Annotated in this window: 21 protein-coding genes; 4 read left to right on the plus strand and 17 right to left on the minus strand. The window is 73.2% G+C overall.

What is annotated here, in order from left to right:
• Window positions 1-127 precede the first annotated feature (127 nt).
• The 5 genes from ACQP1S_RS24975 to pepN all read right to left on the minus strand — a co-directional run bounded on the left by ACQP1S_RS24975 (window position 128) and on the right by pepN (window position 5339).
• Window positions 128-979 carry a DegV family protein gene (locus ACQP1S_RS24975; protein WP_432899838.1) on the minus strand — a complete coding sequence of 284 codons (852 nt, stop codon included), beginning with the start codon at window positions 977-979 and terminating at the stop codon, window positions 128-130.
• 48 nt (window positions 980-1027) lie between these two features.
• Window positions 1028-1657 carry a histidine phosphatase family protein gene (locus ACQP1S_RS24980; RefSeq protein ID WP_432899841.1) on the minus strand — a complete coding sequence of 210 codons (630 nt, stop codon included), beginning with the start codon at window positions 1655-1657 and terminating at the stop codon, window positions 1028-1030.
• The gene (gene rsfS, locus ACQP1S_RS24985; RefSeq protein ID WP_091238615.1) at window positions 1654-2058 is read right to left on the minus strand and encodes a ribosome silencing factor; all 405 of its coding nucleotides are present in this window, start codon (window positions 2056-2058) and stop codon (window positions 1654-1656) included. The genes ACQP1S_RS24980 and rsfS overlap by 4 nt, the downstream gene beginning before the upstream one ends.
• Before the next feature lie 110 nt (window positions 2059-2168).
• Window positions 2169-2765: a nicotinate-nucleotide adenylyltransferase gene (gene nadD / locus ACQP1S_RS24990; protein ID WP_091238619.1), complete on the minus strand. Its 597-nt coding sequence runs from the start codon at window positions 2763-2765 to the stop codon at window positions 2169-2171.
• A gap of 57 nt (window positions 2766-2822) precedes the next feature.
• Window positions 2823-5339 (minus strand): aminopeptidase N, encoded by a 2517-nt coding sequence (gene pepN, locus ACQP1S_RS24995; protein WP_432899846.1) that lies wholly within the window; start codon window positions 5337-5339, stop codon window positions 2823-2825.
• Between the two features lie 66 nt (window positions 5340-5405).
• On the opposite strand from pepN, the gene ACQP1S_RS25000 reads away from it, so the two are divergent.
• Entirely contained in the window at window positions 5406-5624 is a 219-nt protein-coding gene (locus ACQP1S_RS25000) for a DUF397 domain-containing protein (RefSeq protein ID WP_067312494.1), read from the plus strand.
• 114 nt (window positions 5625-5738) lie between these two features.
• Here the strand turns inward: ACQP1S_RS25000 and ACQP1S_RS25005 are convergent, their stop codons facing one another.
• Window positions 5739-6131: a hypothetical protein gene (locus ACQP1S_RS25005; protein ID WP_091238625.1), complete on the minus strand. Its 393-nt coding sequence runs from the start codon at window positions 6129-6131 to the stop codon at window positions 5739-5741.
• A 231-nt stretch (window positions 6132-6362) separates the two neighbouring features.
• Between ACQP1S_RS25005 and ACQP1S_RS25010 the strand changes: the two genes are divergently transcribed.
• Together ACQP1S_RS25010 and ACQP1S_RS25015 are read left to right on the plus strand one after the other, a co-directional pair.
• Window positions 6363-7610, plus strand: a complete 1248-nt coding sequence (locus ACQP1S_RS25010; RefSeq protein WP_432899851.1) for a cytochrome P450 — start codon at window positions 6363-6365, stop codon at window positions 7608-7610.
• Between the two features lie 250 nt (window positions 7611-7860).
• The gene (locus ACQP1S_RS25015) at window positions 7861-8943 is read left to right on the plus strand and encodes a glycosyltransferase (RefSeq protein ID WP_432899854.1); all 1083 of its coding nucleotides are present in this window, start codon (window positions 7861-7863) and stop codon (window positions 8941-8943) included.
• Between the two features lie 137 nt (window positions 8944-9080).
• Here the strand turns inward: ACQP1S_RS25015 and ACQP1S_RS25020 are convergent, their stop codons facing one another.
• From ACQP1S_RS25020 to ACQP1S_RS25030, 3 genes are read right to left on the minus strand one after another with little or no spacing between them, the layout of a single operon-like run.
• A complete protein-coding gene (locus tag ACQP1S_RS25020; protein ID WP_432899857.1) occupies window positions 9081-9731 on the minus strand; it encodes a DUF3618 domain-containing protein in 651 nt (216 codons plus the stop codon).
• Window positions 9728-10192, minus strand: a complete 465-nt coding sequence (locus ACQP1S_RS25025) for a phage holin family protein (protein WP_432899860.1) — start codon at window positions 10190-10192, stop codon at window positions 9728-9730. Before ACQP1S_RS25025 ends, ACQP1S_RS25020 begins: the two co-directional genes overlap by 4 nt.
• 31 nt (window positions 10193-10223) lie before the next feature.
• A complete protein-coding gene (locus tag ACQP1S_RS25030) occupies window positions 10224-11003 on the minus strand; it encodes a hypothetical protein (protein WP_432899863.1) in 780 nt (259 codons plus the stop codon).
• 419 nt (window positions 11004-11422) lie between these two features.
• On the opposite strand from ACQP1S_RS25030, the gene ACQP1S_RS25035 reads away from it, so the two are divergent.
• Window positions 11423-12082 (plus strand): DUF6766 family protein, encoded by a 660-nt coding sequence (locus ACQP1S_RS25035; protein WP_432899866.1) that lies wholly within the window; start codon window positions 11423-11425, stop codon window positions 12080-12082.
• A gap of 16 nt (window positions 12083-12098) precedes the next feature.
• Here the strand turns inward: ACQP1S_RS25035 and ACQP1S_RS25040 are convergent, their stop codons facing one another.
• From ACQP1S_RS25040 to ACQP1S_RS25075, 8 genes are all read right to left on the minus strand, one after another.
• Entirely contained in the window at window positions 12099-12548 is a 450-nt protein-coding gene (locus ACQP1S_RS25040; RefSeq protein WP_091238632.1) for a GNAT family N-acetyltransferase, read from the minus strand.
• A gap of 70 nt (window positions 12549-12618) precedes the next feature.
• Complete coding sequence (obgE, locus tag ACQP1S_RS25045; RefSeq protein ID WP_432899869.1) at window positions 12619-14094, minus strand: GTPase ObgE; 1476 nt, start codon at window positions 14092-14094, stop codon at window positions 12619-12621.
• Between the two features lie 154 nt (window positions 14095-14248).
• On the minus strand, window positions 14249-14500 hold the full coding sequence (rpmA, locus tag ACQP1S_RS25050) for a 50S ribosomal protein L27 (protein ID WP_088647594.1): 252 nt from the start codon (window positions 14498-14500) through the stop codon (window positions 14249-14251).
• 11 nt (window positions 14501-14511) lie between these two features.
• On the minus strand, window positions 14512-14826 hold the full coding sequence (rplU, locus tag ACQP1S_RS25055) for a 50S ribosomal protein L21 (RefSeq protein ID WP_067312477.1): 315 nt from the start codon (window positions 14824-14826) through the stop codon (window positions 14512-14514).
• Between the two features lie 224 nt (window positions 14827-15050).
• Entirely contained in the window at window positions 15051-15545 is a 495-nt protein-coding gene (locus ACQP1S_RS25060; protein ID WP_432899874.1) for a hypothetical protein, read from the minus strand.
• 116 nt (window positions 15546-15661) lie between these two features.
• The gene (locus ACQP1S_RS25065) at window positions 15662-18787 is read right to left on the minus strand and encodes an Rne/Rng family ribonuclease (protein ID WP_432899876.1); all 3126 of its coding nucleotides are present in this window, start codon (window positions 18785-18787) and stop codon (window positions 15662-15664) included.
• 131 nt (window positions 18788-18918) lie between these two features.
• Complete coding sequence (locus tag ACQP1S_RS25070; protein ID WP_245722269.1) at window positions 18919-19614, minus strand: TIGR03936 family radical SAM-associated protein; 696 nt, start codon at window positions 19612-19614, stop codon at window positions 18919-18921.
• 225 nt (window positions 19615-19839) lie between these two features.
• On the minus strand, window positions 19840-21870 hold the full coding sequence (locus ACQP1S_RS25075) for a TIGR03960 family B12-binding radical SAM protein (protein ID WP_432899880.1): 2031 nt from the start codon (window positions 21868-21870) through the stop codon (window positions 19840-19842).
• Window positions 21871-21899 lie beyond the last annotated feature (29 nt).

Genomic DNA, 21899 nt, shown 5'->3' on the forward strand with positions numbered 1-21899 from the left:
CGCCGCGTGCCCGGTGCCGCCGCCGCGCCGCCACAGGCGGTGCATGCCGAGATCCACCCGGCGCTCGGAAGGCGTCGCGTCGCCGACCCGAGCAGTCAACGGGGCAGCTGCCGGCACCCGTCCCGGCTCAGGTCGGCCGGCGGTGGACCACCACGCTGGCCAGGCCCGGTCCGGCGTGGGCGGCGACCACCGCACCGGCCTCGGAGACGTAGGTGTCGTGCAGGCGGTCGCCGAACCGGGCGGTGAGCGCCTCGACCAACTGCTGGGCGCGTTGCGGAGCGGCGAGGTGGTGCACGCCGAGATCCACGTCGGCGTCGGCGGCGGCCTCGACCGCCAGGTCGATCAGGCGGGCCACCCCCCGGCTGGCGGTACGCACCTTGTCGCGTACCACGATCGCGCCGTCCGGCATGTGCATGATCGGCTTCACCGACAGGGCGGTGCCGAACAGCGCCTCGGCCGCGTTGATCCGGCCGCCCCGACGCAGGAACTCCAGCGTGTCGACATAGAAGAAGATGGTGGTCCGGTCGACGGCGGCCAGCGCTGCGGCGCGTACCCCGGCCAGGTCGGCACCGGTCTCGGCGGCAGTGGCGGCGGCGAGCACCGGGAAGCCGAGGCCCATGCCGGCGGCCCGGCTGTCGACCACCTCGACGCGGTCACCGACCTCGGCGGCGGCGAGCCGGGCCGCCGCCACCGTGCCGGACAGCTCGGCCGACAGGTGCACCGACAGCACCCCGTCCGCGCCGTCGGCCAGCAACCGCCGGTAGGTCGTGACGAACTGTGCCGGGGAGGGGCGGGACGTGCTCACCGAGACCCGTCGGCCACCGAGCACCCGGGTGGCGTCGGCGGGGAAGGTCTCCACCCCCTCCAGCCCCTCGGCTCCGTTGAGCACGACGGTCAACGGCACCACGGTCAACCGGTGCGCCCGCACCGGTTCGGGGGGCAGGTAGGCGGTGGAGTCGGTGACGACCGCGACGGACATGCCCGGCACGCTAGCCGATGCCGGGGCCGACCGCCCGGGCCGGCCGGCTCAGACCGGCTCGGGTTGCGCCGGTCGGGTGATCGGGCCGACGTTGTGGGCGCGCAGGTGCCAGCCCCGGACGTCGTTGTGCCGCAGCTCGGTCCAGTGGCAGTTGGCCAGTGAGCCGACGCTGCGCAGCACCGAGTGGTCCCAGCCGAGCAGGTGACCGACGCCCTGCCGGGCCGCACCGCCGTGGGTGGCGACCACGACGGTGCCACCGTCGACCAGCTCGGCGGCGGCCAGCAGCGCCTCACCGACGCGCTTGCCGAGGTCGTCGAGGGATTCGATGCCCGCGCCCGGGTCCGGCTCGCCGGCCCGCCAGCGGGCGTGCTCGGTGGGGAACCGTGCGGCGGCGTCGGTCAGGGCGAGCCCCTGCCACTGGCCGAAGTGTCGTTCCCGCAGCCGGGTGTCGGGGCGTACCGGCTGGCCGGTCAGCTGGGCGAGCGCGGCGGCGGTGTCGGCGGCCCGGCGCAGGTCGGAGGCGACGACGACGTCCGGACGCAGCGCCGCGAGCAGCGGCGCGGCGGTCCGGGCCTGGTCCCGGCCGAGCTCGTTGAGCGGTACGTCGACCTGCCCCTGAACCCGGCCGGCAGCGTTCCAGTCGGTGTTGCCGTGCCGCCAGACGATCAGGCGGGTCATTCGGCGGCGGAACCGGCGGCGTCGGCGTCGACCAGGTCACGGTCGACGAACGGCAGCTGCGGGCAGTCCTTCCAGAGCCGGTCGAGGGCGTAGAACTCGCGCTCCTCGGTGTGCTGGACGTGGACCACCATGTCGACGAAGTCGAGCAGCACCCAGCGGCCACCGCGCTCGCCCTCGCGGCGGAGCGGCTTGGCCTTCTCGGGCAGCTCCAACAGACGCTCCTCGATGGCATCGACGATGGCCATCACCTGGCGCTCGTTGGGCGCGGAGGCGACCAGGAACACGTCGGTGATGGCGAGCTGCTCACCCACGTCGATGAGGACGATGTCCTGCGCCTTCTTGTCGGCCGCAGCCTGGGCGGCGGCCATCGCCAGCTCGTGAGCGCGTTCGGAAACTGTCACCGTTCTCCTTCGATCAACCGTGCGACCCACCAAGCGTCTCACACCTGGCGCAGCGACGACTTGTCAGTTCTGGCCGGTTACCGGGACGAACTGGCTGTTACCGGACGGGATCACTGCTGGTAGAGCCGCCGTTTCGCGATGTACTGCACCACACCGTCGGGCACCAGATACCAGACCGGCTCGCCCCGACCGACCCGGTCGCGGCAGTTGGTCGAGGAGATCGCCATCGCGGGCACCTGCACCAGGCTGACCGTGTCGGCGGGCAGGTGCTCGTCGGTCAGCGCGAAGCCGGGCCGGGTGACCCCGATGAAGTGGGCCAGCGCGAAGATCTCGTCCAGGTCCTTCCAGGAGAGGATGCGCTCCAACGCGTCCGCGCCGGTGATGAAGTGCAGCTGCGCCTTCGGGCCGTACTCGTGGTGCAGGTCACGGAGGGTGTCGACGGTGTAGGTGGGGCCCCCACGGTCGATGTCGACCCGGCTGACCTGGAAGCGCGGGTTGGACGCGGTGGCGATGACCGTCATCAGGTAACGATCCTCGGCCGGGCTGACCGGGGTGTCCGCCTTCTGCCACGGCTCACCGGTCGGCACGAAGACCACCTCGTCCAGGCCGAACCGGTCCGCCACCTCGCTGGCCGCCACGAGGTGGCCGTGATGGATCGGGTCGAAGGTGCCGCCCATGATGCCGATCCGCCGGATGTCTTCCTCCACCCGATGATCGTAGGCCGCCCCGCGCCGGGCCCGCCGGGGCCCGCCGCGGACCGACCGTCAGGCGGCGGCAGCCGCGACCGCCGTCCGGGCGACCAGGGCCCGACGCAGGTCGTCGGCGGCGTCGACGACGGTCCGGCGCAGCCCGGGGGTGAGGTCGTCGCGGGCGAGCAGGGCCGCGGCCGAGTCCAGGGTGGGCTGGGCCACGGCGTACCGGGGGAAGGCCAGCCGGGCGACCCGTTCGGCCACCCAGGCGGTACGCCGCCGTGCCGCCGCCGGCATCTCGGTGAAGTACCGGTCGACGTAGATGCCGGTCAGCTCGGCCTGCTCCGGTTGCCAGAACCCTTCGGCCGCCGCCTCGACGAGCCGGTTGGAGCGGGTGGTGTCCCGGGTGATGATCTCCCAGGCGGCGTCCTTCGCGGCCACCTCGGGCCGGGCCGCCCGGCACCGGGCCGCCCGCTCGGCACCGGTGGCGCTGGGATCGGCCGACGCCTCGGCGGCGATCTCGGTCTCGCCGGCCGCGCCCAGCACCACCAGCCGGCGCAGCAGCGCCCAGCGCAGCTCGGCGTCGACCGCCAGCCCGTCGGGCACCTCCCGGCCGACGAGCCATCCGGCCAGCAGGTCGGCGTCGGCGGTGGCCGAGAGCAGCCCACGCGCGGCGGCCAGTTGCAGCGAACCGCCGGCCGGGGCGGCGGCGAGCAACGTGGCGCAGGCCTCGGCCGTCCGCAGCAGCGCGGCGTCCCGGGCGAGCGGGTCGAGATAGCGGTCGACCAGGTTGCGGCTGCGGGCGAGCACGCTCTCCGCGACGGCCACCTCGGTCTCGGTGGGCAGGGCCACCGTCAACAACGACACCACCGCCGACACCGGCCGCTCGCCGTCGGTCGCGGCGTCCAGCGACTCCTCCCAGAGCAGGGCGCGGGCCAACGGGTCGGTGAGTCCGGGCAGCACGGTGCCGACCGCGTCCGCCGACGCCGGGTCGAGCCGGATCTTGGCGAAGGTGAGGTCGCCGTCGTTGGGCAGGAGCAGACCCTCGGCGACCCGTCCGGTCAGCGCGGGCAGCGCGGTGCGCCCCCGGTCGGCGGCCGGGTCGAGATCGACCTCGATCCGTTCGGCCGGGCCGTCGGGCAGGTACCGGGCGACGGCGATCCGGTGCGGACGCAGCACCGGGTACTCCTGCGGCGCGGTCTGCACCACCGCCGCCGAGGCCCACCGGCCGTCGGCGTCCACCGAGGTCTCCGTGCGCAGCGTGTTGACCTGCGGTTGGCGCAACCAGCGGGCGGCCCAGTCGGTGAGGTCGCGCCCGCTGGCGGCGCTGAGATTGGCGAGCAGGTCGGCCAGGGTGGCGTTGCCGAAGCGGTGGGCGGCGAAGTGCCGGTTGAGCCCGGCCAGGAAGGCGTCGTCGCCGAGCCAGGCGACGAGCTGGCGGAGCACGCTGGCGCCCTTGGCGTACGAGATGCCGTCGAAGTTGAGCAGGGCCTGGGCGGCGTCGGCGACCTCCTCCGGGGCGACCGGATGGGTGGACGGGCGCTGGTCGGCGGCGTACCCCCAGGCCTTGCGGCGGATCGCGAAGGTCGTCCAGGCCCCGTCGAACCGGGTCGCCTCGGCGGTGACCCGGGTGCCCAGGTACTCGGCGAAGGACTCGTTCAGCCACAGGTCGTCCCACCAGCGCATGGTGACCAGGTCACCGAACCACATGTGGGCCATCTCGTGGGCGATGGTGGTGGCCCGCTGCTCCCGCTCGCTGTCGGTGACCGCCGACCGGAAGACGTCGTCGTCGCGGATGGTCACCAGGCCCGGGTTCTCCATCGCCCCGGCGTTGAACTCCGGCACGAACGCCTGGTCGTACTTGACGAACGGGTAGGGCTCGGCGAAGAGCTGGTGGAAGCGGTCCAGGCACTGCCTGGTGACGGTGAGGATCTCGTCCAGGTCGGCGTCGAGGTGGGTGGCCAACGACTGCCGGCAGTAGACGCCGAGCGGGATGCCGTCGTGGCTGTCCCGGCGTACGTGCCAGGGGCCGGCGATCAGCGTGACGAAATAGCTGGCCAGCGGCGCGGTGGGGGCGAACTCCCAACGGCCCGGGGCCGGGTTGGCGGCGAGCGGGCCGTTGGCGGCGACCGTCCACTGCGGTGGCGCGGTCACCGCGAGGGTCACCGGGGCCTTGAGGTCGGGCTGGTCGAAGGCGGCGAAGATGCGCGGCGCCTCGTCCAGGAACGACATCGCGTAGAGGTATGTCGCCCCGTCGGCCGGGTCGACGAAACGGTGCATCCCCTCACCGGTGTTGGAGTACGCCATCTCGGCGGTGACCGTGAGGATGTTCTCCACCGCCAGTCCGGTGAGTGGGAAACGGCCGTCGGTGAGGGCTGCCGGGTCCAGCTCCCGGTCGTTGAGGCGGACCGCCTCCAGGGTCGCGGGCTTGACCTCGACAAAGGTCTCGGCACCGGCGGTGGCCCGGAACCGGATGATGGTCGTCGACCGGAAGCGTTCCTCGCCGCCGGTCAGATCGAGGTCCACCTGATAGGACTCGACATCGATCAGTGCGCGACGCGCGGTCGCCTCTACACGGGTCAGGCTCGGCATCCGCTTATCCTGCCCGACGGGGAGCCGGTCGGGCTTCCCTGTACGCGCGGCAATGGAGGATCAACAATGGGTCAGCACCCCAAGGGCGACTTCGACCTGTCCCGGGCGGTCTGGCAGCGAGCCGAGGGAGACACCTCCGACAGCGCGGTCGAGGTGGCCTTCGTGGACGACCTGATCGGGATGCGCAACTCGGCCGAGCCGGACGGTCCGGTGCTGGTCTTCACCCAGGCCGAGTGGGACGCGTTCGTCGCGGGCGCCCAAGACGGCGAGTTCGACCTGGACTGAGCGCCGGACGTCGACCCCCGGGCGGTACGCGGCGAGACGCCCTACCCCCCGGGGGACACCAGGCCGGCCGACGGCCACCGCGCCGGCCGGGTCGACCGGCCCCGGGACGACGACTCACCCGTCCCCCTCGCCCCAGCCCAACCCGCCCGGCCCGGGTGCGTGGTGGAACCCCGGGTGGCCGGCGACGTCGGCGCAGCGCTCGTCGTCCGGGCCGACGGCGGCACAGAAGAGCCGCTCCGCGGCCCGCCAGGAATCGGCCGGGGACAGGGCGACCGAGGCCAGCACCAGCTCCGGACGGAGCAGGCTCAGCGCCTCCGCGTACGCTACCGCCAGCTCACGGGCCTGCTCCGGGCCGTCGGCGGCGAAGCCCAGGTGAACGGTGAAGTGTCGGGGTGGCCGGCGGGGTCGCAGGATCAGCGGTTGCTCCGGCGGACGGACCCCGACCGACCCACCGGGCGGGTCGGCCATCCGTCGCTGACGCCAGTACGGCGGTGTGTTCTCCCGCATCCGGTCCTCCCCGTCGTCGACGCACGACCACCCGCGGTGGTCCTGCCGACGAGCCAACCAGGTTTCCGGCGTCCCGGGAGGGGCCAGCGGCCGCCTGACTGCTGGCCCACATCCGGCCGACCGCCCCCGGCACCGGGCCCGCGCAGGGGGATTCAATGCCCCAAAACCGGGTAGAACCCCCACGGCCGACCAGCCGGATCCGCCCACCGTCACTGCGTCAGGAGAAGCCAGATGGCCACCACCCCGGCCGACCGCAGCCCGGAGAGCACGCTGGCGTTCTTCCGCGAGGGCTACCGGTTCATCAGCACCCGGTGCGAGCGCTACGACACCGACATCTTCACCGCGCGGCTGCTGCTGGAACAAACGATCTTCCTGCGCGGGCGGGAGGCGGCGGAGCTCTTCTATGACACCGAACGGTTCCGGCGGGCCGGCGCGGCACCCAAGCGGGGCCAGCGGACGCTGACCGGGCAGGGCGGGGTGCAGGGGTTGGACGGCGCGGCCCACGCCGACCGCAAGGCCATGTTCATGTCGATCATGACCCCCTCGGCTGTCGCGCGACTCGGCCAGCTCTTCGCCGACCAGTGGCGCAGCCGACTGGCGGGCTGGGGCGGGACCGGCCCGGTGGTGCTGCGCGACGAGGTCGGCCCGCTGCTGCTACGGGCCGTCTGCGCCTGGGCGGGAGTGCCGCTGCCGGAGAGTGAGGTCGTCCGGCGCAACGCCCAGATGCAGGCCATGATCGACGGACCGGCCGCGCTGGGGCCCCGGCACTGGCGTGGTCTGCGCGGACGCCTGCGGGCCGAGCGCTGGATCGCCGACGTGGTGGAGCGGGTCCGGACCGGCACCCTGCCCGCACCCGCCGGAAGCGCGCTCGCGGTCATCGCCGAGCACCGGGACGCCGAGGGGCGGCTGCTCCCCCGCCGGGTCGCCGCGGTGGAACTGATCAACGTGCTGCGCCCCACCGTGGCCGTCGACCGGTACGTGGTCTTCGCCGCCCTGGCCCTGCACGACCACCCGGCCTGGCGGGACCGGGTCCGCACCGGCGACGAACCGACCGAGTGGTTCGTCCAGGAGGTGCGCCGCTACTACCCGTTCTTCCCGGTCGCCTTCGCCCGGGTGCGGCACCCCTTCGAGTGGCAGGGGCACCACTTCCCGAAGGACCGCCGGGTGCTGCTCGACCTGTACGGCACCAACCACCACCCGCGGCTCTGGGCCGAGCCGGAGCAGTTCCACCCGGAGCGGTTCGCCGGTTGGCGCGACGACCCGTACGGTTTCGTGCCGCAGGGCGGGGGCAGCCACCTGGGCGGTCACCGCTGCGCCGGGGAGTGGATCACCATCGAGCTGATGAAGCAGGCGGTCGGCCTGCTGGCCGGGGCGATGGACTACCAGGTGCCCCCGCAGGATCTGGCCCTGAACCTGTCCCGGGTGCCGACCCTGCCGCCCAGCGGCTTCGTGCTCACCGGCGTGCGCCGGGCCGGCTGACCCGTCCCCGCACCGGGGCCACCGGGCGTCGGCGTCCGACGGGCCGCCGCCCTGACCGGTCAGCCCGGGGACGGGCACTCTGCCACCCGCGTCGAGGGCCGGAAACTGCGCGGTTTGGTCGGGCGGCGGCGGGGGATGTTCGGGAACCATCATCACCGGGAGGACCCTTGCCCGACACCACCACCGGCCGGGACCACCGTGCCGTCCGCCGTCGCGACCGTCGTGCCGTCGCCCGCCGGACGGAGCGCGGGTGAGCGCCCCCGCCGGGTCCGCGCGACCGGCCCCGGCCGGGTCCCGCCCCGGCGCCCCGCCCCGATTCCCCGTCGAGTACGTCCTGCCGCTGTGCCGGGCCGACGACGACGGCCTGGACGAGCTGACCGGCTACCTGCGCACGCTGTGCCGGCTGGTCGACGTGACCGTGGTCGACGGCTCACCGCCGCAGGTGTACGCCCGGCACGCCGCCCGCTGGCACGGCCTGCTGCGCCACCTGCCACCCGATCCGACGGTGCACGGGGTCAACGGCAAGGTACGCGGGGTGCTGACCGGGGTGGCGGCGGCGCGGCACGAACACGTAGTGATCGCCGACGACGACGTCCGGTACGACGAGGCGGGGTTGCGGGCGGTGCACCGGTTGCTGGACACCGCCGACCTGGTCCGCCCGCAGAACTACTTCGACCCGCTGCCCTGGCACGCCTGGTGGGACACCGGCCGGACCCTGCTCAACCGGGCGTTCGGCGCGGACTGGCCGGGCACCCTGGCGGTGCGGCGCAGCACCTTCCGGGCGATGGGCGGCTACGACCCGGACGTGCTCTTCGAGAACCTGGAACTGGTGCGCACCGTCCGGGCGTACGGCGGGACCGAGGCGAGCCCCGCCTGGCTCTACGTACGACGGTTGCCGCCCAGCGTGGCGCACTTCCGGGGCCAGCGGGTCCGGCAGGCGTACGACGACCTGGCCCAGCCTGCGCGGCTGCTGGTCGCGCTGGCGGTGCTGCCCGGGGTGTTGGCCGCGGTGGTGGCCCGCCGGCCGGGACTGCTGGCCGTCGGCGCGGCCGGCGCGGTGGCCGTGGCGGAGGTCGGCCGGCGACGGGCCGGCGGACCGGCGGTGTTCCCCCCGGCCACCGCGCTGGCCGCACCGTTCTGGCTGCTCGAACGCGGGGTCTGCGGCTGGCTCGCACTGGCCCGTCGGGTGGGTCGCGGCGGGGTCCGCTACGCCGGTCGGCGGGTCCGTCGACCGGCCCACTCGGTCCGGTCGCTGCGTCGCCGGCTGACCCCGGCCGAGCCCAGCGACCTGAGCAGGTGGATCCGGGCCGACCCGACCACCCGGGGCCGCTGACCGGTAAGCACACCCCCGGCCCGGGGCGGCGGACCGGCGCGCACCACCACCGGCCCGGGCACCGCCGACCGGACGCGGCTCGCGGCCACCACCGGCGGTGCCGGAGGTGGCCGCGAGTCCTGCGACACCGCGATCCCTCAGTGGCGTACCTGTTCGCGGGACTGCTGCGCGGAGTCCCTCACGTCCTGGGCGGCGGACCGGGTGTCGTCCCTGACCGCGTGCACGGCGTCCTGGGCGGTGCTGCGCAGCGACTCGGTGGCGTGCTGGGCGGGCTCGCGCAGCTCCTCCTTCAGCTCGCCGGCCACCTGGCCCAGCTTCTCCTTCACGACGCCGCTGTGCTCACCGGCCTTCTCCTTGACCTGGGCGGCCAGCTCCTGTTCGCGCCGGCTGGCCGGGATCAGCGAGGAGACCAGCATGCCGACGCCGAAGGCGATCAGGCCGGCGGCGATCGGGTTGCCCTCGGACTTCTGCCGGACCACCTGCGGAGCCCGCTGGGCGGCGTCACCGACGGTCGAGGCCGCCGCGTGGGCGCTCCCCCCGACGGCGGAGGCCGCCGAGGAGGCGCGGTCACCGACCGAGTGGGCGGCGTGGCTCGTGCCGTGGCCGAGGTCGGAAACGGTGCCCATAACCCTGTCCCTCACATTCTGTAGCGCGTTGCGCGCCCGCTGCTTACGGTCGTCGACGATGCGGCCGGGGCTGACCTTGTACGCCAGCGCGTCCACGTCGGAGCTGAGGCTGTTGCGGGTCGCCTCGATCTCCCGGCGGATCTGGTCGGGATCGGTGCTCATCGGGTGACTCCCTCCGGGTGCGGCCTGAGCGCATCCGGGATGCGCTGCACGCTGTCGTTGGTCTGCGTGAGGCCCCGCACGTGCGCGGCGTTCTTCTTGGCCATCGAGTAGAGGACGGCGGCGATGCCCGCCCAGACGACGGCGACGATCAGGCCCGCCCAACCGGCGTCCAGCACGTTGGACAGCCCGGCCCAGAGCGCGATGGAGAGGAACAGCGCGACCATGTAGCCGCCGAAGCCGGCTCCGCCGTAGAGCCCGGCGGCCTTGCCCGCCTTTCTGCCCTCCTGACGGATCTCGGCCTTGGCCAGCTCCACCTCCTGACGCATCAGGGTGGACAGGTCGGTGGTGACCGACCTCATCAGGTCACCCAACGAGCTGCCCCGGACCTCGTCCGCGGAGTGCGGCGCACCCGCGGGGTGGTATCCGGAGTCCAGGCCGGACCCCTGCGTGGGCATGGTCATGCCGTCGCCTCCCTTCGGCTGGTCGCGCGGCTCACGGGCGGGTCACGCCGCTGGCCGGCACGCCGGGCAGCGGGTCGGTCTGGGTCACCGGCGGCAGCGGCTGGCCGATGCCGCCGGCCGGGTCGGCGTAGGTGGTGCCGGTCCCGCTGTCGGGGTAGGCCGCGCCCTGACCGGAGTAGCCCGGGTCGGGCTCGGCGTAGGTGCCGGGGGTCGGGTCGAGGTACCCGACCGGCGGGGTCGGGGTGGCCTGGGTGGGGATGACGGCGGTCTGCTCCGGGTCGTAGCCGCGGGGCGGGCCGGGGTTGCGGGAACCCGGGTCAGCGGTGAGGCCCTTGGCGAGCCGACCGGCGACCACACCGAGCAGGGCCGCGCCGACCAGGAACGTGCCGGGGTTGCGGCGGGCGTACGTCTTCACCTCGTTGAGCAGGTCGCCCGGCTCGCGCTCCTCCAGCCAACCGGCCACCCCGTGGACGCGGTCGGCGGCCTGGTGGGCGAGTTCGGTGACCGGGCCGCCCTGCCCGCCGTGCTGCGCCATCGCGCGCATCTCCTCGGCCAGCGACCGCAGGCCACCGGCCGCCTTGCGCTGCTGCTCGCCACCCTGGGCGGTGAGCTGGTCACGGGCCTCGCCGTAGAGGTTGCGCACCTGGCGTCGGGCCTCGCCGACCACCTCGTGGCCCTGTTCCCGGGCGGTCTGGGCGACCGCCCCGCCGGCGTGGGCGGCGTCCGTGCCGACCTGGTGGGCCTGTTCCCGGACGCCGGTGCCGTTGCGCTGCTCTCCGTATGACGTGGTGGAGGAAAGATCGTGCATCATGAGGGTCCTTCCGGTCGGCTGCTCGTCGCGGTGATTGCGGGGGAATGGGCCGGTCTCGTCGGCCGGTACTTTCTGACCTACCCCCGCTTTTCCGGTCCATGCACAAGTCGCGCCCTTCCCGCCCGGGGGCGGCGGTCGACCCGAATGCGAGGATCGTCCGACCGCGCAGGGGCTCGCCGTGGGGGTGACAGCGACGGCCCACGCCGCTTCGTCCCCACGTCACCACCGGTTACGAGGAGTCGGCCTTCGTCGGCCTGCCGCTCTCCACCGACGCCGGCACGGGTGGCCGGCGGGACGTCCCCCTCGACCGGAGTTGACCTCCCGTCACCCGGGCGGGTGATTGCGCGCCCCGACGCGCCCCGACGGCGTTTTCCCGCTGCGCCCCCGGGGCAGGGGGGTCGACGGACAAGGAGGTCACCATGACGCGCTGGCTACGCCACAACGCCCTGAGCCTGACCATGCTGGGCGCGTTCGCCGTCTTTCTGACGTTGCAGAGCATCACCGGCTGGCAGACCCACAACGAGGAGCTGACCGAGTACGGCGTACCCACGCTGAGCTGGTGGGCCTATCTCGGCAGCGGGCACTTCGCCGAGTCCGTCTTCGAGAACTGGGAGTCGGAGTTCCTCCAGATGGGCGGCTACGTCCTGCTCACCGCGTACCTGGTGCAGAAGGGCTCGGCCGAGTCGAAGACCGACGACACCACCGACCGGCCCGCCGACGACGAACGGGAGGCCGGGCCGGACGCGCCGTGGCCGGTCCGGGTCGGCGGGTTCCCGCTCGCCGTATACCGGCACAGCCTCCCGTTGGCCCTGCTGCTGATCTTCGCGGGGTCCTTCGTCGGGCACCTGTTCGGCGGGGCGGCCGCCTACAACGAGGAGCAGGCGCTCCAGAGCGGCGCCGCCCCGATCAGCGTCTGGCAGTTCCTCCGCACCAGCGACTTCTGGTTCCAGTCGATGCAGAACTGGCAGAGCGAGTTCCTCGCCGTGGGGGCGCTGATCCTGCTGAGCATCGTCCTGCGCCAGGCGTCCTCACCGGAGTCCAAGCCGGTGACCGCCGCCCACGCCCAGACCGGCGCCTGACCGGGCCCGCCGGCTGTCAGGCCGCCACCGGCAGCCGCTTGGCGAAGCACACGCTGTACGGGTTGTCGACGTACTCGCCGTAGACCGGGATCGGTTGGTAGCCGCCGGAGGTGTAGAGGCCGATCGCGGCCGGCAGGTAGCTGCCCGTCTCCAGGCAGAGCACCGAGTGGCCCTGTTGGAACGCCAACTCCTCCAGCGCGCTGAGCAACTGCCGGGCGATCCCGCGCCCCCGGTAGGCCGGGCGGACGTACATCCGCTTCAGCTCACCGGTGTCCGCGTCGAGGGGCTGGACGCCACCGCAGGCGACCACCCGGCCGCCGTCCACCACCACCAGGTAGCGGATGCCGTCGTGGACCACCGTGGCCTGCCCGTCCAGCCCGCCGTCGGCCACGCGCAGCTCCCGCTGCTGGGCCGCGACCAGCGCGTCGACCTCCGGGTCGGTGGCGGGACGGGACTCGATCAGCATCACCCCACGCTAGGCCGGGTCCGTTTCCCGGAGGTTTCCGGAAAACGACCCGGACCCGACCGGTACGGGGCTACTCCTCGTCCTCGTCGCTGTCCTCGTCGTCGTCCGCCAGGTCCTCCGAGGCGGTGGACAGTTCGTCCTCGGGGCGCTGCCGACGGGCCTTGCGGGCGGCCAGCCGCTCCGCCGCCGCGGGGCGCGACGACTTGTCCTCCAGCCGTACGTCGGTGCCCCGGTTGCCGGGGACGAAGTCGACGCCGGCGTACAGGGTCGGTTGCCAGTCGAACTCCCGCTCGCCGATCCGGACCAGGTCACCGGGGCTCGCGCCGGCCTTGGCCAGCTTGTCCTCCACCCCCAGCCGGGCCAGCCGGTCGGCGAGGAAACCGACCGCCTCGTCGTTGTCGAAGTTCGTCTGGCGTACCCAGCGCTCGGGTCGGACACCCCGGACCGTGAACGAGCCGTCGGCCGCCGCCTCGATGGTGAAGCCGGCGTCGTCGACCGCCTTGGGACGGATCACGGCCCGGGTCGGCTCGGCCGGCGGCGCGGCACGGCGGGCCTGGTCGACCAGCTCCGCCATCGCGTACATCAGCTCCTTGAGCCCCTCCCGGGTGGCCGCGGAGACGTCGAACACCTGGAAACCCCGCGCCTGGAGGTCGGGTCGGACGATGTCGGCGAGGTCCTGCCCGTCCGGCACGTCGACCTTGTTCAGCGCCACCAGCCGGGGCCGGTCGGTCAACCCGCCGTACTCGGCCAGCTCCGCCTCGATGGTGTCGATGTCGGCCAGCGGGTCCCGACCCGGTTCCAGGGTCGCCGTGTCGACCACGTGCACCAGCACGGCGCACCGCTCGACGTGGCGGAGGAACTCCAGGCCCAGTCCCTTGCCGGTGGCCGCACCCGGAATCAGGCCCGGCACGTCGGCGACGGTGAAGGTGTGGTTGTCCACCCGCACCACGCCCAGGTTGGGCACCAGGGTGGTGAACGGGTAGTCGGCGATCTTCGGCTTGGCGGCGGAGATCACCGAGATCAGCGACGACTTGCCCGCCGACGGGAAACCGACCAGGCCGACGTCGGCGACGCTCTTGAGTTCCAGCACCACGTCGAGCTGGTCACCGGGCTCGCCCAGTTCGGCGAAGCCGGGCGCCTTGCGTCGGGCGTTGGCCAGCGAGGCGTTGCCCCGTCCGCCCCGCCCGCCCCGGGCCGCCTCGAAGGTGGTGCCCGCGCCGACCAGGTCGGCCAGCACCGTGCCGTCGAGGGTCTGCACGACGGTGCCGTTCGGCACCTTGATCAGCAGGTCGTGGCCGTTGGCGCCGTCCCGGTTCGAGCCCGCCCCGCCCTTGCCGTTGTCCGCCTTCATGTGCGGGCGGAAGTGGAAGTCCAGCAGCGTGGTCACCTGCGGGTCGACGACCAGCGAGACACTGCCGCCGTGCCCGCCGTTGCCCCCGTCCGGGCCGCCGAAGGGCTTGAACTTCTCCCGGTGGATGGAGACACAGCCGTGCCCGCCGTCGCCGGCCTGCATGTGCAGGACGACCCGGTCAACGAACGTCGTCACGACGCCAATCCTTCCAGCGGGGTCCGGCCCCGCACCTGAAAACACACCCCCGGGCCGGCCCCACAGGCAGTGGGCACCCGGCGGCGGGAGATCCCGCACCTGAAACGGCGAAGCGGGCCGGGACCCGAGGTCCGCGGCCCGCTTCGCCTTCGAGCTACTGCGGCACGATGCTGACGGTCTTGCGACCCCGCTTGGTGCCGAACAGGACCGAGCCGGCGGCCAGCGCGAAGAGCGTGTCGTCGCCACCGCGGCCGACCAGGTCACCGGGGTGGAACTTGGTGCCACGCTGACGGATGAGGATCTCACCCGCGCTGACGACCTGACCACCGAAGCGCTTCACGCCGAGTCGCTGGGCCGCGGAGTCACGACCGTTACGCGAGCTGGACGCACCCTTTTTGTGAGCCATTGGAGGACGACCTACTTCCCGCTGGAGATGCCGGTCACCTTGACCTGGGTCAACGGCTGGCGGTGACCCTGGCGCTTGTGGTAGCCGGTCTTGTTCTTGAACTTGTGGATCCGGATCTTCGGGCCCTTGGTGTGCGCGGCGATCTCGCCGGACACCGCGACCTTGGCAAGCTTCGCCGCGTCGGTCACCAGGTCGTCACCGTCGACGAGGAGCACCGCGGTGAGCTTCACCGCGTCACCGGGGGCACCGGTGAGCTTCTCGACCTCGATCACGTCGCCCTCGGCGACCTTGTACTGCTTGCCGCCGGTCTTGACGATCGCGTACATCGGAGGCGGACTCCCTGTCGTTGAGGCTGCTGGCGGTCGTTCCCATGGCAACTCGCCGGGTAGCTGTGACACCGGCAGCGCGGGCACGCGGGAACTCGGCACACCAAAGTGCGCCGCAGGAAAGAGTACGCCATCACCCACCCGCCCCCCAAACCGGCCCCCCTGTCGACCGGCCTCCCGGCGGCCCCACACCGGTCGGCCGACCGCGCCGCAGCCGTCCGCCCTCAGCGGGCGCAGAGCTGGTCCAGCCGCTGCTGGAGCCGGTCCAGCTCGGTCTCGTCGATCGAGTCGACGTCGGTGCCGAGCCGGCCGATCTCGGCGGCCAGGTCGGTGAGCAGGGTCTTCAACTGCGGATCGGTGGCCCGGCCGGACTGCTGCCGCAACCCGGTCCGCCAGGTGGACAGGGCCGCCTCCGCCCGCTTCCGGGCGGTGTCCGCCGCCGTGCTGTCGTTCGCGCCGACCGCCGCGATCATCTTGCCCAGTTCCTCGACGTAGGTGCGCACCGCCGTGGTCGACGCGGCCTCGGCGTCGGCGCACACCTGCGGCCCGTTGCCACCCGCCGGAGAGCCGCTGACCACGGCGGACGGGACCACGGTGGCGGGGGTCGCGGCACCGGACGACGGGCCGGAGGTGGCCGGCGCGTCGGACCGGTCGCCGGAACACCCGACGCCGGTCAGCAGGACGGTGGTCACCACGATGGCGGCGAGCAGGCGGCGCATGTCTTCTCCTAGCCGGGGGTGACCGATCGTATCGTCGGCCACCGGCACGGCAGGACCCCTCCCACCGACGGTACGCCGAGGAAGGGGTCCGGTGACGCCTGGTGCAGGTCAGCCCGTCACGGTCGGGTACGGCGACGGGTGCCGCCCCGGCGGGAGCGACGCCGGCCAGTGCCGGCCTCCCCACCGTCGTCGTCGCCGTCGGCCTCGCCGAGCGCGTCCGGGTCGTCCGCCCCCGCGAGCCGGGCCGACTCGCCGGTCTGGGCGTCGACCACGGCCGACGCGGCCGGGCTCTGCGTCTCGTACCGGGACAGGTCGTAGCCCATGGTGTCGTCGTAGCCGTTGTCGGCCGCCGGTGCGGCGACCTCGACGTCGGGGGCCTCGGTGGTCTCGACCACGGTCCGCTCCGCCGTGGCGGCCTTACGGGCCCGCCGCCGCGACGACGCGCTGGCCGGCGGCTCGGCCGCCGGTGCGGCGACCGCCGAGGCGACGGCCTTGACCCGGTCGCCCGCGCCGCCGTTGACGGCACGCGGCTTCTCCGGCACCGGCTCGGTGTGGATCACCAGGCCCCGACCCTTGCAGCACTCGCAGGGCTCGCTGAACGCCTCCAGCAGGCCGGCGGCGATCCGCTTGCGGGTCATCTGCACCAGGCCGAGCGAGGTGATCTCGGTCACCTGGTGCTTGGTCCGGTCCCGGCCCAGGCACTCGGTGAGCCGGCGCAGCACCAGCTCCCGGTTGGACTCGAGCACCATGTCGATGAAGTCGATCACCACGATGCCGCCGATGTCACGCAGCCGCAGCTGGCGGACGATCTCCTCGGCCGCCTCCAGGTTGTTGCGGGTGACCGTCTCCTCCAGGTTGCCCCCGGAGCCGGTGTACTTGCCGGTGTTGACGTCGATGACGGTCATCGCCTCGGTGCGGTCGATCACCAGCGAACCACCGGAGGGGAGGAAGACCTTGCGGTCCAGCCCCTTGATGATCTGCTCGTCGATCCGGTACTCGGTGAACACGTCGGCGGTGCCGACGTACCGGCGCACCCGGTCGACCAGGTCCGGCGAGACGTGCGACAGGTACGACTCGACCATGCCGTACGACTGCTCGCCCTCGATGACCAGCTCGCGGAAGTCCTCGTTGAACAGGTCCCGGACCACCCGGATGACCAGGTCGGGCTCCTCGTAGAGCAGCACCGGGGCGCCACCCGCGGTCGCCTTGGCCTGGATGTCCTCCCACTGGGCCTGCAGCCGCGTGACGTCCCGGGCCAGCTCGTCCTCGCTGGCCCCCTCGGCGGCGGTCCGGACGATCACGCCCGCGCCGTCGGGAACCAGCTTCTTGAGCACGTCGCGCAGCCGCTTGCGCTCGGTGTCGGGCAGCTTGCGGCTGATCCCGGAGGCGTTGCCGTTGGGCACGTAGACCAGGTGCCGACCGGAGAGCGCGACGTGGCTGGTCAGCCGGGCGCCCTTGTGCCCGATCGGGTCCTTGGTGACCTGCACCAGCACCGAGTCGCCGGAACGCAGCGCCTGCTCGATCGAGCGGGAGCGCCCTTCCAGGCCGCTGCTGTCCCAGTTGACCTCACCGGCGTACAGGACGGCGTTGCGACCCCGCCCGACGTCGACGAAGGCCGCCTCCATGCTGGGCAGGACGTTCTGCACCTTGCCCAGGTAGACGTTGCCGGCCATGGTGCCGGAGGAGTTCCGGGTGACGTAGTGCTCCACCAGGACGCCGTCCTCGAGGACCGCGATCTGGGTACGGTCGCCCCGCTGGCGGACCGCCATCACCCGGTCGACCGCCTCCCGGCGGGCCAGGAACTCCGACTCGCTCAGGATCGGCGGGCGGGTCCGCCGCTGCTCCCGGCCGTCCCGGCGGCGCTGGCGCTTGGCCTCCAGCCGGGTCGAGCCGGAGACCCCCTGCACCTCGTCGACGGCCTTGCGGGGTTCCCGGATCTTCACCACCGTGGGTACGCCGTCGTCGGCGCCCGCCTCGACGTCCCCGGCACCCCGACGGCGTCGCCGCCGACGCCGACGGGTCAGTCCGTCGCCGTCCCCGTCGCCGTCGTCCTCGGCGTCGTCGCCCTCCGGCTCGGCCTCGGCCTGGGCCGGCTCCTCGGTCTCGTCCTCGTCGGCGTCGTCCGCGCCGCCCTTGCCCCGGCCCCGGCCACGGCGGCCACGGCGCCGACGGCGGCGCGCGGCAGCCGACTCGTCGTCGTCCTCGTCCTCGTCCTCGTCGTCGCCCTCCTCAGCCTCGCCGGTGGGCTCCTCCGCGACGGCCTCGACCGGCTCGACGGCCTCGACCGGCTCGACCTCGCGACGGCCACGGCGACGCCGCCGACCCGTCTCGACCGGTTCGTCGACCGGTTCCTCGACGGGCTCCTCGGCGACCGGGCCGGGCTCGACCACCCGGAAGGTGGGCAGTTCCTCCGGCTGCGGGGCCATGAACAGGACCGTCGGCGCGGCGATCGCGGCCCGCCGCCGACGGGTACGCGGCTGCGGCTCGGCCGGCTCCACCGGCTCGTCGGCCGCCGACACGGCGACACCGGGCGGCACCTCCCCGGCAGCGGACCCGAACGGCGGCGTCGCCGCGGTGGACGGCTGACCGACGGGCGCCGCCGCAGCGGGCTCGTCGGCGACGGTCGGCTCGGTCGGGGCAGCCGCCTCGACGGCAGGCTCCTCCTCCTCGACCACCGCTTCCTCAACTGCGGAAACCTGAGCCGTCGCCGTCGGGGAGGCCGGGGTCCCGGCGGCCGGCAGCGGCGCGGTCGGGGTCTCGGCGGGTGGCTCGGTCGCCGCCGGGGCGACGGCCTTCTTCCGCCGGGTACGGGTCACCTTCGCCGGCGGCGCCAGTTCCGCGCTGCCCTCTTCCACGCCGTCGGCGACGACCGGCTCCTCGGCTGCCTTGGCCGGGGTGGCCTTGCGGCGGCGTCGGGTGGTCTTCGGCGCGGAGTCCAGCTCACCGGCGACCGGGACGATCACCTCGGCCTGCTGCGACTCGTCGGTGGCCGAGGCGGCGCTGGCGGACGCCTCGGCGGGCGCCCCGGTCAGCTCCGGCTGACTCAGCGGCGCGGCCCGCCGTCGGGTGGTCCGCCGCCGGGTCGGTGCCGCCGCCGCACCGTCCGGCGACGCCACAGCGCCGTCCGGTGGTGTGCCGTCGGTGGCGGCGGCTCCCGTGCCGTCGGCGACGGTGCTGTCGGCGGTGTCGCCGGCCGGCTGGGAACCGGTCCGTTCGCCGCCCTCGGGCTCGTTCTCGAGCATGGAGGTTCTCCAGTTCTGGCGGCCCCGGGCGCGGGTGAGCGCTGCCACGCAGGATCGCCGCAAAAGTGTTTCCGCCGGGCACGCGACGTGCGTGACCGCCGAAGTCTGCCTGCCAGAACCCTGACCGACGGTCAGTGTTCTCCGATGGCTGCCCCGTCGCGGTCCGCGTCCAACGGATCCACGATCGCGCCCTGCGCGGTCAACATGCCCTGTGCCAGCCGGATCACCCTCGGGGAGACCGGCGGCTCCAGGGCGGCCACCACGCGGAGGCCGGAAAGGACGTCATCGGGTCGCACGGACGGGGTGACCTGCCGAACGACCAGTTCGAGTATCGCACACGACGAGTCCGCTGCCCCGGAAGGCGTCTCCACCGGGGGCAACACATCGATGCGGGTCACCGCGCCACGGGCGTCGAACGTCCGTCGGCCCTGCTTGGTCATCCGCTCGACCTGCACCTCGTCGGCGGCCACGAAGGCGGAAACCGCCCGTTGCGCCACTTCCGGGTCGACGTCGGGCAGCTCGATGCGCCAGTACGACGCCTCCATCCGCTCGGCCAGGCTCCCCCCGGCGGCGACCACCACCTCCAGCACGTCGAGGCCGGGTGAGAGCGCCGCGTCGAGGGCGACCCGCAGTTGCTCCGGGTCGACCGTCGCCTGGAGGCCGACCTCCAGGTACTCCGCCTCGCTGGCGACGCCGGTGGGGGCGGCGCTGGCGTAGGAGATCTTCGGGTGCGGGGTGAAGCCCTGGGAGAAGGCCACCGGCACGGCGGCCCGGCGCAGGGCGCGCTCGAAGGCGCGGGCGAAGTCCCGGTGGGAGGTGAACCGCAACGGCCCGCGCTTGGCGTACCGGATCCGGACACGCTGGACGACCGGCGCCTGCCCGCCCTCCGGCTGTGGTTTCCTGCTGATCGTCGTACTCCTCGGTCTGACGCCGGCCGGTCATCCCGCGCCCCGGATCAACCCGTGGCGCGGACTGCCGGTGACGATAGCTTCACGATCGTCGGCGCGGGACGGGTGGCCCGCCGGAGCACGCCGGGCCCGCCCCGTCGACGGTCACTGCTGGGCGGCGGTGGGCACCTTCAGCGCGGTGACCGGGGTGAGCGGCAGGAGCTTGCGGCCGGTGGGACCGATCTGGATCTCGGTGTCCATCGACGGGCAGACGCCGCAGTCGAAGCACGGGGTCCACCGGCAGTCGTCCTGCTCGTACTGGCTCAGCGAATCCTGCCAGTCCTGCCAGAGCCAGTCCTTGTCCAGGCCCGAGTCGAGGTGGTCCCAGGGCAGCACCTCCAGCTCGTCGCGCTCGCGGGTGGTGTACCAGTCCAGGTCGACACCAAAGGCGGGCAGCGTCTCGGCGGCGGCGTCCACCCAGCGCTGGTACGAGAAGTGCTCGCTCCAACCGTCGAACCGGCCGCCGTCGCGCCACACCTGGTGGATCACCGCGCCGACCCGGCGGTCACCCCGGCTGAGCAGCCCCTCGATCAGCGAAGGCTCGCCGTCGTGGTAGCGGAAGCCGATCGCCCGACCGAGCGACCGGTCCGCGTTGATCGCCTGCTTGAGCAGCTTGAGCCGGCCGTCGATGACCTCCGGGGCGGACATCGACGCCCACTGGAACGGGGTGTGCGGCTTGGGCACGAACCCGCCGATGGACACGGTGCAGCGGATGTCCTTCGATCCGGTGGCGGCCCGCCCGGCCCGGATCACCTCGTGCGCCATGTCGGCGATCTCGAGGACGTCCTCGTCGGTCTCGGTGGGCAGGCCGCACATGAAGTAGAGCTTCACCTGCCGCCAGCCGTTGGTGTACGCGGTGACCACGGTGCGGATCAGGTCTTCCTTCGACACCATCTTGTTGATGACCTTGCGGATCCGCTCCGACCCGCCCTCCGGGGCGAAGGTCAGCCCGGTCCGCCGGCCGTTGCGGGACAGCTCCTGCGCCAGGTCGATGTTGAACGCGTCCACCCGGGTCGACGGCAGCGACAGCGACACGTTGGTGCCGGCGTACTGCTCGGCCAGGCCGGAGCACATGTCGCCGATCTCGGAGTGGTCGGCCGAGGACAGCGACAGCAGCCCCACCTCGTGGAAGCCGGAGAACTCCAGCCCCTGCTGGACCATCTGCCCGACGGTGGTGATCGAACGCTCCCGGACCGGACGGGTGATCATGCCGGCCTGGCAGAACCGGCAACCCCGGGTGCAGCCCCGGAAGATCTCCACCGCGTACCGCTCGTGCACCGTCTCGGCCAGCGGCACGAGCGGCTTCTTCGGGTACGGCCAGGCGTCCAGGTCCATGGTCGTGCGCTTGTGCACCCGGAACGGCACGTCCGGGCGGTTCGGCACCACCCGCTGGATGCGACCGTCGGGCAGGTAGTCCACGTCGTAGAAGCGCGGCACGTAGACGCTCTCGGTGCGGGCCAGCCGCAGCAGCAGCTCGTCCCGGCCGCCCGGGGAGCCCTCCGCCTTCCACTCCCGGACGATCGTGGTGATCTCCAGGACCGCCTCCTCGCCGTCGCCGAGCACCGCGGCGTCGATGAAGTCGGCGATCGGCTCCGGGTTGAACGCGGCGTGCCCACCGGCCACGATCACCGGGTCGGCCTCGGTGCGGTCGGCGGCGCGCATCGGGATGCCGGCGAGGTCGATCGCGGTGAGCAGGTTGGTGTAGCCCAGCTCGGTGGAGAACGAGATCCCGAACACGTCGAAGCGGCGCACCGACCGGTGCGCGTCGACGGTGAACTGCGGCACGCCGTGGGTGCGCATCAGCTGTTCCAGGTCCGGCCAGACCGCGTACGTCCGCTCGGCCAGCACGTCGGGCAGCTCGTTGAGCACCTCGTAGAGGATCTGCACGCCCTGGTTGGGCAGGCCCACCTCGTACGCGTCGGGGTACATCAGCGCCCAGCGGACGGTCGCCGCGTCCCAGTCCTTGACCACCGCGCCCAACTCGCCACCGACGTACTGGATGGGCTTGGTCACCTGGGGCAGCAGCGCCTCCAGCCGGGGCCACACCGACAACTCGGAGTCGCGGTGCGGCGGCAGACCCACCGCGTCGTCGGTCATGGCCGCGGCGGGGCGCGGGGTCGTGGACGGAGCACTCATGGAGCCCAAGGGTACGCGTCCACCGGCGG

The sequence above is a fragment of the Micromonospora matsumotoense genome (assembly GCF_050951065.1).
Taxonomy (GTDB): Bacteria; Actinomycetota; Actinomycetes; order Mycobacteriales; family Micromonosporaceae; genus Micromonospora; species Micromonospora matsumotoensis.